Raw genomic sequence first — 17947 nt, 5'->3', positions numbered from 1 at the left:
AACAAAGGCATCGGTGAGACCCCGCAGTGCGTCAGCACGAGGAGGCTCACTAGCCGCCCGCGGAAAGCGAAGTATATTTCCGGAGCGAATTATATGCTCCAACCATTGTCCCGACCCCTTCCAAATTATGAATGCTGGGAGAGTTCGTTTTGACACAAAACCTGAAAGTGGATTTTCATACACATATTATATCAGAAGATTTTTTGAATTTAACTGAAAAATATGGTGATGACCGCTGGCCCGTATTGGAGAAAACATGTGATTGCGGTGCCAATATTATGATAGCAGGCAAGAAATTCAGAGAAATCACCAATCATACGTGGGATCCTGAAGAACGAATAAAGGATATGGATAAAGAAGGAATTGATGTTCAGGTATTATCACCGATTCCGGTTACATTCAGCTACTGGTCTGAACCTGAGCAAGGACTTGAAATGGCCCGTTTTCAAAATGACTTTATAGCATCCACCGCCAGGGAATATCCAAGGCGGTTTGTTGGCTTAGGAACGGTTCCGCTGCAGAATGTTGATCTGGCTATCGAGGAAATGGACAGAGCCATCAATGAATTAGGACTTAAAGGGATTGAGCTGGGAAGCAATGTTAACGGCAACAACCTGGATGCCCCATCATTGCGGAAGTTCTTCCAGTACGCTGACAAATGGGAAGTCCCGCTGTTTATTCATCCATGGGCGACAATGGGACGGGAACGCATGCCGCGCCATAACTTCATGTATATGGTCGGCATGCCATCTGAAACGGCGCTGGCAGCCGGAAGCATTATTATGAGCGGGATGCTGGATGAGTTTCCGAACTTAAAAATATGTTTTGCGCACGGCGGCGGCTCATTACCGTATTTGTTGCCGCGGATGGATAAAGGCTGGAATGTCTGGCCGCAAATCCGAAAAACCGAAAACCCCCCAAGCCATTATGCGAAGCAGTTTTATTATGATTCACTCGTTTATGAGACGGAGAATTTGCAATTTATGGTGGATAAATTCGGCGCAGATCAGATCATGGTAGGATCGGACTACCCGTTTTTATTGCGCGAAGCTCCAGCGGGGGATGTTGTTCGAAAAATGAAGTCATTGAACGACAACGAAGAGGATAAAATCAGAGGTTTAAATGCTTTGGACTTTTTGAATCTCAATAAAGAACAGTTCCAACAAGAATCGAATACGAGTAAACAACACTCGTAACATAAAGGAGGAGATTGACATGGCATTTGTTATTACATCGCCTTGTTTGAATGAAAAGTCTGCGGAATGTGTCGAAGTTTGTCCCGTTGATTGTATAGAAGAAGGTAAAGATATGTTCTATATTGACCCCGATGTCTGTATTGACTGCGGTGCATGTGAAGCTGCTTGCCCGGTTGAGGCTATTTACATGGAGGATGAGGTGCCAGAAAAAGAAGAAAAATATATTGGTCTCAATCGCCAATTCTTTGAGTAGAATTGGTTCAACAGCCGCTCCTCATCATGGGGAGCGGCTGCATTTATTTATGGCGATTTTTGATGGTTCAATCATATGATAACTGAAAATGATGTATAAGGTGTTAGTAAAAGCATAAATATGGGAAAACAAAGACAGGAATCACAGGAATCATTTAAAAATTGGAACTGATCTGAATGGGGAGGCCGGTTAAAAATGAAAGAAATGACGGGGTTCATATGTGATGAGAGCTATTTCTGGCATCAGACGGGGAATGGCGCGTTGAATTTAAGCTCGGGAGGCTGGATTCAGGCAGACACTCATGCGGAAAATCCGGAAACGAAGCGCCGTGTCAAAAATTTGCTTGAGGTTTCCGGGTATATGGATGAATTACATCAGATTCGGCCAAGGTCGGCAACCCGTGATGAAATCAGTATGAATCACAGCATGGCATATGCTGACCGGATTAAGAAACTGAGCGATGCCGGCGGTGGTGATGCGGGTGTGCATGCCATTGTCGGGCCGGATTCCTATGAAATTGCCTTGAGATCCACTGGTGGTGCCCTCACAGCAGTTGAAGCTGTCATGGAGGATAAGGTGCAAAACGCATATGCACTCGTCAGGCCGCCTGGTCACCATGCTGAACGGGAAGAAGGCACGGGCTTTTGCTTATTTAATAATGTAGCGATTGCAGCAAAATACGCCCGGAAAAAGTATGGTTTGAAGCGTATCGCGATTTTGGATTGGGATGTTCACCATGGCAATGGGACGGAAAGCGCGTTTGAAAACGATTCTGATGTATTGTTCATATCGGTGCACCAGGAAAATATTTTTCCGAAAAACCGCGGCGATATCCCTTTTACTGGAAAAGGTGATGGCGAAGGGTACAACGTTAACATTGAATTGCCGGCCGGAACTGGTGATGAAGGTTACTTGTATGCGTTTGATGAGCTGATCGAGCCGATTATTGATCAGTATGCGCCTGAATTGATTTTCGTTTCTGCCGGGCAGGATGCAAGCCGGTTTGACCCAATTGGGCGGATGCTCGTGACCGCAGACGGCTATTTTCAAATGAGCGAACGAATCAAGAAGCTGGCAGAGAAACATACGAGCGGCCGGTTAATCGCCTGTCATGAAGGTGGCTACAGTACAGCTTACGTGCCTTTTTGCACACTCAGGGTAATTGAAGCACTGCGCGGTACAGACAGTCAGGTTGAGGACCCTTTTAATCTCGGGTTTCATGAAGGCCCCATTTATCCGCATCAAAAAGAAGCCGTCAAACGGGCAGTTGACATTCAGAAGTCTTATTGGGATTTATAATTGTCAGATAATCCTCTTCAGTTAAAAATTACAATGCACCAAACCATTTAATCCGTTAAAAATTATGATACAATAAGTAAATCAACCAATAAAACACTGCCGGAAAAGGAGAAAAACGTTGAAGATAGGAATCGATAAGATAGGCTTTTACGCCCCACATTTATACTTAGACATGACGAAACTGGCGCATAGCAGAAATGTAGATCCGGATAAGTTTACCATCGGAATCGGACAGGAAAAAATGGCTGTCCCGCCGATAACACAAGATGCGGTCACACTGGCGGCGAATGCCGCTTCAGAAATACTTGATGAAGCGGATAAAGAAGCAATTGATTTTGTCATATTTGGAACCGAGACAGGTGTTGACAGTTCCAAATCAGCGGCGGTCTATGTCCATGAGCTGCTCGGGTTAAATCCATATGCCCGGGCAATTGAAGTAAAGCAAGCCTGCTACGGCGCGACAGCCGGCATTCAGATGGCAATAGGCCACATCGCGATGAACCCGGACAGCAAAGTGCTTGTGCTTGGCTCCGATATTTCCCGGTACGGGATCGCCACCCCGGGTGAAGCAACCCAGGGAGCGGGAGCGGTCGCATTATTGATTAGTGCGGACCCGCAAGTTATGGCACTTGAGGATCAAAGTGTTTATTTCACCTCTGATATCATGGATTTCTGGCGTCCTGTCTACTCTGATAAAGCTTTTGCCGACGGGAAGCTGTCCAATGAACAATATATTGCCTTTTTTTCCGAAATCTGGAACCGGTACAAAGAAAAATCCGGACTGGGTCTGAACGACTTTGAGGGAATCGCATTCCACTTGCCGTATACGAAAATGGGCAAAAAAGCGCTCAAACCGGTGATCGATGAAGCGGACAACGACGTGCAGGAGCGGCTTAAGGAAAATTACCAAATAAGCACTGAATACAATAGAGTTGTCGGGAATATTTATACGGGTTCGCTTTATTTAAGCCTTCTTTCTCTGCTGGAACTTAAAAGCGATCTGAAAGCCGGTTCGCGCATCGGAATGTTCAGCTACGGCTCAGGTGCAGTAGGCGAATTTTTCACTGGTATTCTGCAGGATGGATTTAGAGAACATCTCCGTGCTGCGCAGCACCGTAATATGTTTGCCTCCCGAAAAGAAGTTACAGTGCCGGAGTATGAAGCTATTTTTGAAGAAACACTGCCAACGGACGGTTCGACAGTAAAGCTGGATACCAATAATGATCCCGCGGATATTTGTCTGGCGGGCATTAGCGATGATAAACGGCAATATGTGAACAAAGTAAAATAGAGCTTTAAATGAAACGCCGTCAGTTTTTCTTTATGGAGACTGGCGGTGTTTTATAGCAGCAAGAAAACCGTGGATTAAATGGGGGTTGGGACATAACTAAAATGACCAATTTTAAAGATGAGTGGTACATCGCTTTAGTGGAGGCGCGCCAGCCGCCCGTAGAAAGCGAAGTATATTTCCGGATCGGTTTATATGCACCAACTACAATTTTAGTTAATTCGGGTTTTTCTTTAATAAAAACAATTTTGTCCCGGCTTCACTTTGGACAGACTAATGTCAGGTGATGATGATGAAAGCTAATGATACTGAAACAAAACGTTTTGATAAAGCCTTGGATGAAATTCTTGATTTGTTCAATAATCTTGAAGATGATAAACCGGTTATCAACTATAGTATGGAAGTTTTGCAAAATATCGAACGGGCTAAACTGAAATATGGCAGTGACATGGTCGATAAAAAAATTAATACCGTCGTTTACGAAATGCTTTCCTGGCTTGACCTCAATGATGTTAAAACGGAAGATGAAGGGTGAACAGGCCTGACTGGGATTGCTTCAAAGTTCAGCGATATGTCACGCTATATGTATCATTAAAAAGCAGGGGGCGTTTATTCTATGAAAGGGATCGTCGTTAAAGAAGGAAATAACCGGAATGAGATGGAATTAACAGATATGCCAAAACCTGAAATCGGTGCCGGGGATGTGCTGGTAAAAGTCGACCATGCGGCCGTGAACCGGACTGATATTTTGAACAGGGAAGGGAAGTCCGGTTATGCGGTCAATCCAATTTTAGGTGTGGAAGCAGCGGGGACGATCGCTGATGCAAATGGCCACCAATCATTTGCAGAGGGTGACAGGGTCATGGGGCTTGTGAACGGAGGCGGTTACGCTGAATATGTTGCCATGCCGGCAGACCGTGCGATGAAAATTCCGTCCTCACTCTCGTTTGCTGAAGCAGCTGCGATTCCTGAAGTGTTTTTGACAGCTTACCAGACACTTTATTGGATCGGGAAATTGCAACAACACGAAACTGTTCTGATTCATGCTGGCGCAAGTGGCGTTGGAACGGCAGCGATCCAATTAGCAAAACAGCTTTCTGAGGCGAAAGTGATTGTCACAGCCGGATCGGAGCGGAAGTTAACTTTCTGTCGGGAGCTTGGCGCTGATGTGCCCATCAACTATAAAGAACAGGCATTTGACGAAGAAGTTCTAAAAGCAACGGACAATGAAGGCGTTGATTTAATCCTTGATTTCATCGGTGCTGATTATTGGGATAAAAATATGAAAAGCATCAAAAAGGGCGGACGCTGGGTGCTGATCGGAGTCCTTGGCGGCGCTGAATTGGAAAACGTAAACTTAATGTCACTCATGTCCAACTATATTCAGCTGACAGGCACATTGCTCACGCCTCGTACTGATGCGTATAAAGCGGAGCTGAGCAGTGAATTCGCCCGAACCGTCATCCCGTATATGGATAAAGGCTCTGTTCGGCCTATTATTGACACAATATTTCCGGGGAGAAAAGCAAACCAGGCCCATCAACACATGGAAAACAACCAGAACATCGGAAAGATTTTGTTGAGCATGAATGAATAACGATTAGTCTGACAGCGATGAGTGAAGGGCTTTAGTCTTATTGAGCGGGTCGCACGATTTGAGGCGGTGACCGCGCGAAATCACGTGCGGACTACGCGAATTTTTAGGATGATCGCGCGAAATCACAGAAGGACCGCGCGAAACACTCCGCACACTACGCGAAATGCACTCAACACCGCGCGATTCAGCCCTTTAGCCGGGCGTGCCTTCCGTTAAGCGGAAACAGGGCTTTCAATTTTTACTATACAAAAGCTGTGAACTTAATTAAAAGGTTCACAGCTTTTTTTATGGAATCAATTCTTATGATAATTTGAACCCTTGTTTCTATTCGAAGCGCACGGCACAATACGAACAATAATTCCTATTAAGGGTGGTTTTTTTGGACCGTTTGCTATTAAAAGCAGTGCAAACGCGACGTAAACTCGAAATGATATACCTCAACAGCCATTACCAGACAAGTCACAGAGTTATTCAGGTAAGGAGTATCAGCGAAACGACAGTGAAAGCTTTTTGTTTCACACGCAAACAAATAAGAACGTTTAAAAAAGACAATATATTATCAATTCAGCCGCTATATGCAAAACGACTGGGTGCTTAAAAACATTAAATCACGAGTATTTTGGCGTAACGATGATTATTTTCGCGTATAAGCGCATACAGACCGGCTATATTGGGTAGATGCTTTTTAAATCAACAAATAATCAATTTTCTAAATAATGTGTTTTGTGGTAATATTGTCTTAAGGTGGACAAGTAGAAATGTTAAGAGGAGGGGATTTTTAGTGTTCAAAAAAAGATGGAAACAACTAAGTATCGTTTTACTTTTATTTGCTTTGATTGGCTTCTTGGCAGCTTGCGGATCTGATGGTGGTGAGGCCGATGGATCAGGTGATAGTGGTGGCGACAGCGGTGATGACTCAGGTGAAAGCAGTGAATTAAAAGATTCATATGTGGTTGCGACGGACTCGTCATTTGTACCGTTCGAATTCAAAGAAGATGGGGAATATGTCGGGTTTGATATCGACTTGATTAATGCCATAGCCGATGAAGCGGGATTTGACATCGAACTGGAAGTGACAAACTTTGATGGCATTATTCCGGGGCTGCAGACAGGTTCATTCGATATTGCGATAGCCGGTATCAGTATCACTGAAGAACGCGCAGAGAAAATCGACTACAGTGACCCATATTATGAATCAGGTCTGGCAATCGGTGTACCAGAGGAAAACGAAGATATACAAGGTATTGAGGACCTTGAAGGGAAAACAATTGCCACCCGTCTTGGTTCAACAAGTGCATCCTATATTGAAGAAAATATTGATAACGCCGATCCAAGTCAGTTTGAACAGCTTGACCAGGCTTATTTAGCAGTTGAGAACGGTAGTGCTGATGCGGTTCTGTATGATGCACCAAACGTTAACTACTATATTCAAACGACAGGTGACGGCCTGAAAGTAGTCGGTGACCTGTATCAGGCTGAAGATTATGGTATTGCTATTTCCAAAGGTCAGGAAGAATTGGTGACAGCGATCAATGATGCCCTGGCTACACTTAAAGAAAATGGCACATATGATGAGATATATGCAAAGTGGTTCGGTGAACAATCTGAATAATTAACGAGCACCATGTGGGATCATCAATTTTTAAAAGAACTAAGGCTTATCGCCATTAGTATTGATAGGCCTTAGTTCTTCTGTTTTGATACACAAAAATTGTATAAGTACAGCTATGACTTTCGTCTGCACATGAGCGGTAAGTCTGGTATTAGAGGAAGGTGATTGAATGATAGGACGATTTGATTTTGCAAGTGTCATTGACTTTTTCCCGCAGTTATTCACTGGTTTATATTATACGTTATTAATATCTGTCGTTGGTCTTCTTATTGGGTTTATTCTAGGGGCTATTTTTGGTCTGGGACGCATTTCACCAATAAAAATTATCCGGTATATATCTGTTGTCTTTATTGAGACCATTCGCGGCACGCCGGTTCTGGTTCAAGCAATCTGGATTTATTTTGCGCTGCCGCTTATTATTCAGTTTGAAATAGAATCAGTGGTAGCAGGTATTATTGTAATCGCATTAAACTCCGGAGCTTACATAGCTGAAATTGTGCGGGGCGCCGTGCAGTCGATTGATAAGGGGCAAATGGAAGCTGGCCGTTCGCTTGGCCTTAACCAGGGGCAGGCGATGCGCTATATCATTTGGCCACAGGCGTTTAAGCGGATGATTCCGCCGCTTGGCAATCAATTTATCATAAGTATTAAGGATACATCGCTTTTATCTGTCATCCTCGTTCCGGAATTGATTTTCCAGGGACGTTTGATTGCAGCGAACCATTTTAACGCCGTTGAAATTTATACGACAGTCGCTGTCTTTTATCTTGCTATAACGCTGACGTTATCCTTTGTTCTTCAGCGACTTGAAAGGAGACTGGATACTTGATGATTGAAGTGAAAGATTTACACAAGAGTTTCGGCAAGACAGAAGTTCTAAAAGGCATCGATTGCTCGATTGAGCCGTCTGAAGTTGTCTGTGTTATTGGACCGAGCGGCTCGGGGAAAAGTACGTTCCTGCGCTGTTTAAATATGCTCGAACCCATTACAAGCGGTGAAGTTATCGTAGACGGCAACAACTTAAGTGATCCTAAAACTGATATTAATTCGGTCCGCACAGAAGTGGGAATGGTATTTCAGCAATTCAACCTGTTCCCGCACAAAAAAGTCATAGAGAATCTGATGCTTGCTCCCCAAAAGGTGCGCAAACTTTCAAATGAGGAAGCACGCGAACGTTGTCTGAAATTGCTGGAAAAAGTCGGAATGGCTGAAAAAGCTGACGAGTATCCCCAGCAATTATCCGGCGGTCAGCAACAGCGCGTAGCAATTGCCCGTGCCCTGGCGATGGAGCCTAAGATGATGTTGTTTGATGAACCGACATCAGCCTTGGACCCTGAGCTTGTCGGAGAAGTGTTGGAAGTTATGAAACAGCTTGCCAACGAAGGGATGACCATGTTTGTTGTGACACATGAAATGGGATTTGCCCGCGAAGTCGGTGACCGTGTTCTATTTATGGATGAAGGGGTCATTGTTGAAGAAAATAAACCGGAAGAACTATTTTCGAATCCACAGTCAGAGCGCACTCAGGAATTTCTGCGTAAAATCTTATAGAGAAAAGTGTCATGAATGGCTTAAAGACAGGCTTCAGTGGCCTGTCTTTTTTGATTGGAACTGAGGAATTCATTTTCCTGTAAGTTTAGATGTCCGTCTATTTCGATTTATTTGGGAGCTTTTTTTACTTTAGACGGGGTTTTATCGAGCAAACACCGATTGAACATGTTTAAAGATGTGTCATAACGATTATTCCGTTTTGACGAATAGCTTAATTCTCTTTATTCTTAATAAGAATGTTTTTTTAAAATCTTAGGAGGTGGAAACATCTTAAACGGCAGTAACAGTGTCATGACGAAAACAAAGGAACAAGAAGGGGAACATTATTTTCGCAAACCAGCTAAAGAGGACGGAGCAAACGTTTGGGAGTTGATTAAACATACAGGCGTTCTGGATCTTAATTCATCATATAGCTACCTGATGTGGTGTCAAATATTTTCCGAAACATCAATCGTGGTTGAGCGGGAAGGGAACACAGTCGGTTTTATCTCAGGATTTATTCATCCTGACCAACCTGATACGCTCTTCATCTGGCAAGTGGCGGTTGATGAATCTGAACGCGGAAATGGATTAGCAACCAGAATGCTGTATCAGCTGCTTAAGCGCGAAGGTTGCGAAGAAGTTGATCATGTAGAGGCGACAGTTTCGCCTTCGAATACAGCTTCACAGCAATTATTCAAAGGGCTTGCGAAAAAATTAAATACAAAATGTGTAATCCATGACTATTTTACATCTGATGATTTTCCAAAAGAAGGTCATGAAGATGAGCTATTGTTTAAGATAGGACCTATTCAAAAAGAAAAAATTACGGTGGAAGGGTGAAATAGTGACGACAACAGTAATTGAACATGACAAAATGAAAACATTTGAAGAACTGGAATCAACAGTAAGGAGTTACAGCCGAGGCTGGCCGACTGTTTTTGAAAAAGGAAAAGGTTACAAAATATGGGATACTGATGGAAAAGAATATATTGATTTCTTTGCTGGTGCAGGGGCCTTGAATTATGGTCACAATGATGATGGCATTCAGGAAAAAATGATTGAATATATTCAGGGCAACGGTATTCTCCACAGCCTTGATATGGGAACAACATCACGAAAAACGTTTCTTGAGACATTTAAGGAAACCATTCTTGCGCCTCGTAACCTTGATTATAAAGTCATGTTCCCGGGGCCAACAGGCACGAATTCAGTTGAGAGCGCACTAAAAATCGCCCGTAAAGTAACCGGACGTGATACGGTTATCAGCTTCACAAACGCATTTCATGGCATGACAATCGGCTCACTGTCTGTGACGGCTAACTCATTTAAGCGTCATGGTGCGGGTGTCCCATTGCATCATTCGGTGTCAATGCCATTTGATGATTATGTGGAAGATCAAAATACAATCGCTTATCTGGAGAGATTTCTGGAAGACAGAGGAAGCGGTGTAGCTCTGCCGGCAGCGATTATCCTTGAAACGGTCCAGGGTGAAGGCGGCATTAACGCAGCCAGTATGGAATGGCTGAAAAAAGTGGATGAACTTTGCAAGCGTTGGGACATTCTCCTGATTGTCGATGACGTTCAGGCAGGGTGCGGCCGGACCGGCACATTCTTCAGCTTTGAGCCGGCGGAAATCGATCCGGATATCGTCTGCTTGTCCAAATCAATTGGCGGTGCCGGTTTGCCATTGGCTCTGACATTGATCAAGCCGGAATACGATCAGTGGGGCCCGGGTGAACATAACGGCACGTTCCGTGGAAACAACCTGGCGTTCATTGGTGCAACAGAAGCATTGAAATTCTGGGAAACAGATGCGTTCAGTAAAGCTATCAAGGAAAAAGGTGACGTGCTGCAAAAGGGTATTGAGGATCTGGTCAAGAAGTATCCTGAACTTGATGCCCATCATCGCGGCAGAGGTCTGATGCAGGGAATTGCGATCGGCAAACATCAATCAACTGATGACATTTGTGCTGAAGCATTCGATCGCGGTCTTATTGTTGAAACGTCCGGCCCGGATGATGAGGTTATCAAATTCCTGCCGCCACTTATTATAGATAAGGATGGTCTTGAACAAGGACTGGCAATTTTGGATGAAAGCATCAAAACAGTTCTTGGCAAATAATACGTCATTCCAGCAGAGTGATATTCTCTGCTGAATGACTCTTACATATGAAACGTTAATGCGAAATTTTTACGTTTTCTTTGTTTGAACGGGTACGGGAATGTACCGCTAAATATGAGTTCAATTCAGCAAAAAACATGAAAGAGGGGACAGCAAATGATCGTAAAATCACTTGAAGATTTAATTGGAACAGAAGACGAAACTTATGATGAGAATTGGTCAAGCCGCCGTTTTATCCTAAAAAAAGACGGTGTCGGCTTCAGTATGAACGATACGATTATTAAAGCCGGAACGGAAAACTATTTCTGGTACAAAAACCATATCGAAGCAGTCTACTGCATCGAGGGGGAAGGTACCATTGAAAAAGTGGAAAATGGCGATGTCTATGATATTAAAGCAGGGACGATGTATCTGTTGGATGAAAATGACAAACATATCCTGCGTGCCAAAACACAAATGCGTATGGTGTGTGTCTTCAACCCGCCGCTTGTCGGCAGAGAGACACACAACGAAGAAGGCTATTACCCGCTATTGACCGAATAAATGGTTTAGGTTCATTAGCCCGGATTATGGTGATTATCCATAATCCGGGTTTTTGTTTGTCAAAAATATTGACTTTTAGCTCTGTTAAAGCGAAACTTCAATCAGCGGGGTGCTTTCCCCCGCTGATTGTTAGTAGAGCCGAATCGGACATTTAGGGACAGTTAGCCACCGTTTTCTGGTGGGTTACTGACCATTACATGCGGGATAAAGCGAAACTGAAGACAGATTAGCGCATTACGAATTTATAGAGAGGACGGGACATATGTTTTTAGAGAAGACAGCTGTGATGGGTGAATGGGGGAACGTCCAATTTGTTAATGGTTGGGTGTCCTTAAGGAATGTTAAGATGAATGTTTACTGTTTTGCTGTTGACGGTGTCTTAATTGATACCGGTTCCAGGTCATTATTAAAAGCGTTCAAACCCTTCTTTGCGCAAGCTGATGTTGATAAAGTGATGATCACTCATTTCCATGAAGATCATACAGGCGGGGCCGGCTATTTGCAGAAGAAGTATGACTGGCCTGTTTATATGAATGATATGACGATAGCAGAATGTGCACAAAAGGCGAATTATCCATTGTACCGTCAATTATTCTGGGGAAGAAGACAACCGTTCAAGGCAAATCCAATCGGTGAGGCCTTTACTTCGAGGAAGGCAAATTGGGACGTGATTCAGACACCGGGCCATGCAAAGGATCATTTATCCTTTTTGAACCGGGAAACAGGCCAACTATTTTCCGGTGATCTCTATGTCCAACCCAAAACAAAACTTATATTGCGTGAAGAAAGCGTGCCAACGATCATTAATTCGATTGAAAGAACATTGACCTATGATTTTGGCGAACTGTTCTGCTGTCATGCAGGCTACGTGGAAGATGGCCGGGACGCCTTAACAAATAAACTTCATTATTTAAAAGAATTGCAGTTTGAAATTCGCTCACTCCAAATGCAGGGTTATCATGAACAAGAGATTTGGGCAATGACGTTTAAAAAGAAATACCCGATAACACTGATTTCATCCGGGGAATGGGATTCACTACATATCGTACGATCAATCCTTCATGATGAAGTTGGAGACATAACCGGGTAGTAAGCAGGGAGTAAATTGACGATTATGCAAGAGTGAACTGAGTTTCTGATCAGAAAACTTTAATAGGCTATTTAAAAACAAGTTAGAAATAGGTGGGGCAAAGGAATGGAATTGTTGATTAAATACCAATGGGAGATTTTTATTACAATTGAAGTGCTGTCGGTAGCAGTACTGCTCTTTTTTGGGGTTATCAGGTATCTTTTTGGCAAGTACCGGTTGAGTCGATTATTTTTATTTGGATTTCTTATTTTGTTGGGCATTGAGGCCGTACTAGCCATCCTGATTTATCGGGAAACCGGGGAGATTTCAACATTTCAGATTATCATCACGGTTTTTGTTCTATATGCCTGTACGTTTGGGATTGTTGATTTTTTGAAATTAGATCGCTGGATGCGGAAAACAATTGGCCGGTGGCGCGGTGTGGAATTGTTAACTGATAAAGACTACCGCATTATGGAACGGAATAAAGACCCTAAGTTTATCGCAAAAAAATACCGCTGGAGTTCGACAGCACATTTAGTTGTTTTTGCCGTGGTTCAATGTATATTTTGGACTAATGGAACGGACAGTTTTGAAGAACTGCTGAGGTATTTGACTGATTTTTCATGGGTTGAATCCGGTACTGCAGCGGATTCGCCGTATGCGAATGAAACGGTTTATGGGATCGGTATGGTCTGGGGGATCGTTTTTGCGGTTGATTTTTTGTATTCGTGGTCGTATACACTTTTCCCGTCCAGTTCATTGAAGTGATGTATGGATTGCTTATCTGTTACAATAATGTTGAGAACGAAGCCAATAGACGATACGGAAAAATGATATAGAGGTGAATAAAATGACAAAACATATACCATTAAACGTGCTTGATCTTGTCGGTGTATCAGAAGGACAAACGAAAAGTGAAGCAATAGAGCAAGCTTTGGAAGCGGCTCAATTGATAGATAAGCTCGGGTTTAAGAGGCTGTGGTTTGCAGAGCACCATAATTCGAAAAATTTGGCATCCATGGCAACTTCCATCCTGATTGCCCAGGCTGCAAAGGTGACGGAAAAAATTCGTGTTGGCTCTGGTGGTATTATGCTGCCCAACCATGCTCCGCTGCAGGTAGCTGAGAACTTTGGCACACTTGCACAATTGTTTCCTAGTAGAATTGATTTAGGCCTCGGACGGGCACCAGGCACCGATGCTCAGACGGCTCAGCTGCTTACTCATTCAGGTGGTGACCCCCAATCTTTTGCTAATTCTATTTATGATCTCATCGGATGGTTCAGTGATGAGGGCTTGGGGCATAGTACACCAGTAACCTCTAATGTAGGGACAGGCACGAATGTACCAATGTGGGTCTTAGGTTCAAGTATGAATGGCGCCTCGATTGCCGGTCAACTGGGTTTACCTTTTTCCATTGCCTCACATTTCACACCGGACAATTATCGAGAGAAGATTGATCTGTATCGTTCGACATTCAAATCGACGGCACCAACGGCACAAATTGAAGAACCTTATGTCATGGCTGGGATTAACGTACTTGTTGCGCCAACGGATGAGGAAGCAGAGAAACTTTGGACAACGACACAGCAAATGTTATTGGATATGCAAACTGGAAAACAGCGATTCATGCAGCCACCTATGGATCCTGACGAATTAGGAACAGAACAGGAAAGGGCACTTATAGAATCGATGTTTAGCGTCAAAGCGGTCGGTTCACCGGAAACAGTACGTAAGAAATTGGAAGAATTTACTGAGAACAGTGGGGCGGATGAACTAATTGTTGTGACATACACTTACGATCCGGAAGATAGGAAGCGGTCGATGGAAATGCTCGCTGACCTCTGGTTCTAAGCTATTGAATCTATATGCAAATTTAAGATGATTTTTAATAAAAACCCATTCATATCAATAAGAAATGACTATCAAATCAATCTATGATTTGATAGTCATTTTTGTTTTGCGATACAATCTGTCAGTCGTCAGAATCAAGCCTTTTCCATGCCATACAAAACCCAGGGCGATGGAAGCTTAAACTGGTGGTTGTCCGGGAGTTTCTTTGCCTCTTCTTTCGTCAGATCCATCCATATGTAAGTCTCATCATCTGTCTGACGCAAAAGTTTTCGGTAATCATTGGCGATTGTCTCCCATAACCCCGGCTGTGAGGTGATATCATCCCACAAATAGACAGCGTGCAAGTAATGGTGTTTTTTCTGATCATACTTGGTGATGACAAAGCGTGTTTTGTCCGCGTTTTCGAAAAAAGACCATTGCTTCAGGTCGTCTTCCTGAAATAGATTTGCTGAGCCGGGGAATGGGTAATAGCATTCATACGGAAAAATGGCGCCTGTCTGAATGTAGGCCTGACTGACCCATTCTTTTTTGCGCTCGAGGTCTGTGACAGGTGTCCAAGGCTCGGCGCCGGATTCAAGTGCTGATGTATCTTTTGTGAGGGCCCCGTGCAGTGTTATACGAGGCGTGAGACCGATTTTTTCAAGGACCCGCTGTGCCGACATATTATGTTCCTGTGTATTGGCTCCCACCCACTGGATGCCATCGAGTTTCAGGACCTCATTCAGCACATGAGACATGACTACCGTGGAAAAGCCATTTCCCAGAAAGCGGCAGTCGCTTCTTAACCGCCCAAGCATGGCATAACTTTTGGCATAAATCGAGTATCCGCCGACACTGACTAATTGATCATCAAGGAACAACCCATATAGCCGGTTGTTACCCGCTGCCAGTCTATCAAAAATACGTCCGACATAATCAAATTCAATCCCCGTGTCCATTTCTTCATAAAAAGGATAGTCGTTTTCGTTCAGGATTCGGATTGTCTTGTTCATTTGGCGCACACTCCCTGAATATTTTCTCAAATAACAGATTAACAGAAGATCAGACAATCGTTAACTATTTTAGTCTGATGCCCAAATTTTCTAACAGGATGGGTTGCCACTGGTCTGTTAGCGTTCTATAATGGATGATATATTTAAATGAGGCTGTTCACATAAATTTATAGAGGAGATGGTGTCAGTTGCCAATCAATGTGTCACAAGAATTACCTGCCAGTGATGCTTTAAAGCAGGAAAAAATCTTTGTTATGGATGAAGACAGGGCGCGGACGCAGGATATCCGTCCTCTTAATATATTAATCCTGAATCTGATGCCGGAAAAAGAGCGGACGGAATTACAGTTGCTGCGGTTATTGGGAAACACGCCGCTACAGGTCAACATCAGTTTTCTCAGAACCGCCACACATCGTCCGACGCATGTGAGCCCGCATCATCTGGAAAATTTTTATACGACATTTAATGAAGCCAAAAATCGCCGTTTTGATGGGCTAATCATTACAGGGGCGCCAATTGAACATCTGGAATTTGAAGATGTTGCCTACTGGGATGAGTTGACGGAGATTATGGACTGGGCTGCCGCCAATGTTACCTCGACGCTGCACATATGCTGGGGGGCTCAGGCCGGCTTGTATTATCATTATGGTGTCGAAAAATATGAGCTGCCTGAAAAGTACTTTGGTATTTATGAGCATCAAATTTCCGACCATACGGTTAAACTTGTACGCGGCTTTGACGATATTTTTCATGCGCCGCACTCACGGTATACAAGTGTGTCGAGAGAAGCGATTGAAGCCAGTCCGGATTTGACACTTTTGTCAGTTTCCGAACACGGGGCCCCGTTTATCATCATGTCAGACGATGGCAAAAACATCATGATCACCGGGCATATGGAATATGACGCGACAACGCTTGCTGAGGAATATGAGCGCGATCACAGCAGGGGTGTTGAAACGGCTATTCCGGAAAATTACTTTCCAAATGATGATGTGACAAATGATCCGCCTCACAAATGGCGCTCATCTAGTCATTTACTGTTTTCCAACTGGCTCAACTATTATGTTTATCAGGAGACGCCATTTGAATGGGATTAGATTAGGGATTTTGCTGTAAGCCTCTGTAAGTGAGGTTTGCAGCTTTTTTTAGTACTTATTGCAGTAAAATGCCTTCGTTTTTTAGCATCTGACATGCTTTATCAAGCTGGCTTTCGGTGTCAGCTTCAATGGTATGCAAATGCACGCCGTCGGTCAGATTGGCGAGAAGTGATGCGCCGGTCTGATTCAACTCATGCAAAAATGCATCGACGTCAAGCCGGTTTTTAACCATTAGTGAGCCTGTCAGATCCCCGTAAATCGGATGCTCAACCATCACATTGCGGATCGTGACGCCGCAATCAACGAGTGTATAGAGCTCAGTCGCCGTTTCCTCAAGCTTGTGGGAGACCGCAATGATGCGTGAGTATTTTTCAGGTTCGCTGCTTTCTTCATTAAAAACATATCCGCGGCTGGTAGCGATAATCGGTTCACCTTTTGCTTTCAAAAGGGAGATATCCTGTACAATCGCTTGCCGGCTCACATTCATTTTTTGTGCTAAAATGCTGCCGGAATAAGGGTCACTGCTTTCCTTCAGCAAGTCCAGAATCATATGGCGCCGCTTTTCACCGAACACTTTGTTTTGTTCTTCCACGTCCAGCACCTCAATTTTATCTTTTTCTCAATTATATCAAATCATCAGCCTTGTTACATTCACTATTAAAAAGTTCTTGAATTATTTCATGACATATGTAATTATATGTGTAAAGACATATGTAAAGTTAATTTTGCCGGAAATCTTTGGACGAGCTGTTATCTTAAGACACTTTTCGTGAACTTTGCTGCTCTATAACCTTCACGGTTGATGTAAACTGCGACACAATGAAAATTCTCATTCTGTTTACCGATAGTGCTTAAAGACGCTCCGGCAATATACTTCGCTTTCCATGGGCACGGCCTCAGACTCCTCGGAAAATAAAGACCGCTTTCCTGCGGGGTCTTCGGACACGTGCTGTTCCCATAGGAGTCTTCGTATATTGCCTGCGCTCAAAATGGCTTTCTGTTGCTTTATTAGAGATTTTATATGAACACCTCCGCAGCAGCTGGAATATGCGAGACTCCTGTGGGACAGCGAGCCTAAGAGACCCCGCAGTGAGCGTTTTTTGCTCACGAGGAGGCTCGTGGTGAGCCCACGGAAAGCGAGTATATTCCAGCTGCGTCGCCAGAAAGCTATTCCCAAATGATCAAATGAGACAGTACGTCGCAATTTATGGATTTTGTGTCATAAACAACAACCTTTTAGAAAGCAGCTTTTAAAAAACTTCACTATGTTCAATATTTCACATAAAAGGAGAGGGAACCTATATGGAAAAACACACATCAAAAATAGGTTGGGGATACTGATTGTTGTATTGATCCTGGCAGCTTATATTCTTCCATATACGATTCTATCAGGTGTTCAGGCCTGGTATGGAAGCTTTTTTGTATGGGGGATCATCGGTATTTTAATAATCATCGCCAATATAATGGTCACAAAGGATTGGGGGAAGTAAG

General features: G+C 43.6%; 19 protein-coding genes. 17 read left to right on the top strand and 2 right to left on the bottom strand.

Annotated features, from left to right (window positions below; translation table 11 throughout):
* Positions 1–149 precede the first annotated feature (149 nt).
* From AOX59_RS08270 to AOX59_RS08200, 15 genes are all read left to right on the top strand, one after another.
* Positions 150–1196 (top strand): amidohydrolase family protein, encoded by a 1047-nt coding sequence (locus AOX59_RS08270; protein WP_237049397.1) that lies wholly within the window; start codon positions 150–152, stop codon positions 1194–1196.
* 19 nt (positions 1197–1215) lie between these two features.
* Entirely contained in the window at positions 1216–1449 is a 234-nt protein-coding gene (locus tag AOX59_RS08265) for a ferredoxin family protein (protein ID WP_068444481.1), read from the top strand.
* A gap of 195 nt (positions 1450–1644) precedes the next feature.
* Positions 1645–2748: a class II histone deacetylase gene (locus AOX59_RS08260; protein WP_068444477.1), complete on the top strand. Its 1104-nt coding sequence runs from the start codon at positions 1645–1647 to the stop codon at positions 2746–2748.
* A 118-nt stretch (positions 2749–2866) separates the two neighbouring features.
* Positions 2867–4039 (top strand): hydroxymethylglutaryl-CoA synthase, encoded by a 1173-nt coding sequence (locus tag AOX59_RS08255; protein ID WP_068444474.1) that lies wholly within the window; start codon positions 2867–2869, stop codon positions 4037–4039.
* A gap of 283 nt (positions 4040–4322) precedes the next feature.
* Complete coding sequence (locus AOX59_RS08250; protein ID WP_156418662.1) at positions 4323–4571, top strand: atypical membrane-integrating protein (Mistic protein); 249 nt, start codon at positions 4323–4325, stop codon at positions 4569–4571.
* 81 nt (positions 4572–4652) lie between these two features.
* The gene (locus AOX59_RS08245; protein WP_068444467.1) at positions 4653–5633 is read left to right on the top strand and encodes an NAD(P)H-quinone oxidoreductase; all 981 of its coding nucleotides are present in this window, start codon (positions 4653–4655) and stop codon (positions 5631–5633) included.
* A gap of 781 nt (positions 5634–6414) precedes the next feature.
* Positions 6415–7245, top strand: a complete 831-nt coding sequence (locus AOX59_RS08240) for a glutamine ABC transporter substrate-binding protein (RefSeq protein ID WP_082684159.1) — start codon at positions 6415–6417, stop codon at positions 7243–7245.
* A 169-nt stretch (positions 7246–7414) separates the two neighbouring features.
* On the top strand, positions 7415–8074 hold the full coding sequence (locus AOX59_RS08235) for an amino acid ABC transporter permease (protein ID WP_068444463.1): 660 nt from the start codon (positions 7415–7417) through the stop codon (positions 8072–8074).
* The gene (locus AOX59_RS08230) at positions 8074–8796 is read left to right on the top strand and encodes an amino acid ABC transporter ATP-binding protein (protein WP_068448212.1); all 723 of its coding nucleotides are present in this window, start codon (positions 8074–8076) and stop codon (positions 8794–8796) included. The genes AOX59_RS08235 and AOX59_RS08230 overlap by 1 nt, the downstream gene beginning before the upstream one ends.
* A 291-nt stretch (positions 8797–9087) precedes the next feature.
* Positions 9088–9618, top strand: coding sequence for a diaminobutyrate acetyltransferase (gene ectA, locus AOX59_RS08225; protein WP_068444461.1), 531 nt, complete (start codon positions 9088–9090; stop codon positions 9616–9618).
* A 34-nt stretch (positions 9619–9652) separates the two neighbouring features.
* Positions 9653–10900: a diaminobutyrate--2-oxoglutarate transaminase gene (ectB, locus tag AOX59_RS08220; RefSeq protein WP_068448210.1), complete on the top strand. Its 1248-nt coding sequence runs from the start codon at positions 9653–9655 to the stop codon at positions 10898–10900.
* Between the two features lie 156 nt (positions 10901–11056).
* Entirely contained in the window at positions 11057–11443 is a 387-nt protein-coding gene (locus AOX59_RS08215; RefSeq protein WP_068444457.1) for an ectoine synthase, read from the top strand.
* 262 nt (positions 11444–11705) lie between these two features.
* A complete protein-coding gene (locus AOX59_RS08210) occupies positions 11706–12533 on the top strand; it encodes an MBL fold metallo-hydrolase (protein ID WP_068444454.1) in 828 nt (275 codons plus the stop codon).
* A gap of 105 nt (positions 12534–12638) precedes the next feature.
* The gene (locus tag AOX59_RS08205; RefSeq protein ID WP_068444450.1) at positions 12639–13283 is read left to right on the top strand and encodes a hypothetical protein; all 645 of its coding nucleotides are present in this window, start codon (positions 12639–12641) and stop codon (positions 13281–13283) included.
* 82 nt (positions 13284–13365) lie between these two features.
* The gene (locus AOX59_RS08200) at positions 13366–14367 is read left to right on the top strand and encodes an LLM class flavin-dependent oxidoreductase (protein WP_068444447.1); all 1002 of its coding nucleotides are present in this window, start codon (positions 13366–13368) and stop codon (positions 14365–14367) included.
* A 134-nt stretch (positions 14368–14501) separates the two neighbouring features.
* Here the strand turns inward: AOX59_RS08200 and AOX59_RS08195 are convergent, their stop codons facing one another.
* Positions 14502–15359, bottom strand: coding sequence for a GNAT family N-acetyltransferase (locus AOX59_RS08195; RefSeq protein WP_068444442.1), 858 nt, complete (start codon positions 15357–15359; stop codon positions 14502–14504).
* 188 nt (positions 15360–15547) lie between these two features.
* On the opposite strand from AOX59_RS08195, the gene metA reads away from it, so the two are divergent.
* Positions 15548–16456 (top strand): homoserine O-acetyltransferase MetA, encoded by a 909-nt coding sequence (metA, locus tag AOX59_RS08190; RefSeq protein WP_068444439.1) that lies wholly within the window; start codon positions 15548–15550, stop codon positions 16454–16456.
* A gap of 55 nt (positions 16457–16511) precedes the next feature.
* Here the strand turns inward: metA and AOX59_RS08185 are convergent, their stop codons facing one another.
* A complete protein-coding gene (locus AOX59_RS08185; protein WP_068444437.1) occupies positions 16512–17048 on the bottom strand; it encodes a transcription repressor NadR in 537 nt (178 codons plus the stop codon).
* 736 nt (positions 17049–17784) lie between these two features.
* On the opposite strand from AOX59_RS08185, the gene AOX59_RS08180 reads away from it, so the two are divergent.
* Positions 17785–17946 (top strand): hypothetical protein, encoded by a 162-nt coding sequence (locus AOX59_RS08180; protein ID WP_169792836.1) that lies wholly within the window; start codon positions 17785–17787, stop codon positions 17944–17946.
* The last annotated feature ends 1 nt before the right edge of the window (position 17947 follow it).

Source organism: Lentibacillus amyloliquefaciens, from assembly GCF_001307805.1.
Classification (GTDB): Bacteria; Bacillota; Bacilli; order Bacillales; family Amphibacillaceae; genus Lentibacillus; species Lentibacillus amyloliquefaciens.
The sequence above is the reverse complement of the archived record's forward strand: the minus strand, read 5'-3'. Positions and strand labels throughout refer to the sequence as shown.

Bases quoted from the DNA above. Each gene is read 5' to 3' on its own strand.
- AOX59_RS08230 (WP_068448212.1), top strand. From the start codon at position 8,074: ATGATTGAAGTGAAAGATTTACACAAGAGTTTCGGCAAGACAGAAGTT.
- ectA (WP_068444461.1), top strand. From the start codon at position 9,088: ATGACGAAAACAAAGGAACAAGAAGGGGAACATTATTTTCGCAAACCA.
- AOX59_RS08205 (WP_068444450.1), top strand. From the start codon at position 12,639: ATGGAATTGTTGATTAAATACCAATGGGAGATTTTTATTACAATTGAA.
- AOX59_RS08260 (WP_068444477.1), top strand. From the start codon at position 1,645: ATGAAAGAAATGACGGGGTTCATATGTGATGAGAGCTATTTCTGGCAT.
- AOX59_RS08265 (WP_068444481.1), top strand. From the start codon at position 1,216: ATGGCATTTGTTATTACATCGCCTTGTTTGAATGAAAAGTCTGCGGAA.
- AOX59_RS08215 (WP_068444457.1), top strand. From the start codon at position 11,057: ATGATCGTAAAATCACTTGAAGATTTAATTGGAACAGAAGACGAAACT.
- AOX59_RS08235 (WP_068444463.1), top strand. From the start codon at position 7,415: ATGATAGGACGATTTGATTTTGCAAGTGTCATTGACTTTTTCCCGCAG.
- AOX59_RS08250 (WP_156418662.1), top strand. From the start codon at position 4,323: ATGATGATGAAAGCTAATGATACTGAAACAAAACGTTTTGATAAAGCC.
- AOX59_RS08245 (WP_068444467.1), top strand. From the start codon at position 4,653: ATGAAAGGGATCGTCGTTAAAGAAGGAAATAACCGGAATGAGATGGAA.
- AOX59_RS08200 (WP_068444447.1), top strand. From the start codon at position 13,366: ATGACAAAACATATACCATTAAACGTGCTTGATCTTGTCGGTGTATCA.
- ectB (WP_068448210.1), top strand. From the start codon at position 9,653: ATGAAAACATTTGAAGAACTGGAATCAACAGTAAGGAGTTACAGCCGA.
- AOX59_RS08210 (WP_068444454.1), top strand. From the start codon at position 11,706: ATGTTTTTAGAGAAGACAGCTGTGATGGGTGAATGGGGGAACGTCCAA.
- AOX59_RS08195 (WP_068444442.1), bottom strand. From the start codon at position 15,359: ATGAACAAGACAATCCGAATCCTGAACGAAAACGACTATCCTTTTTAT.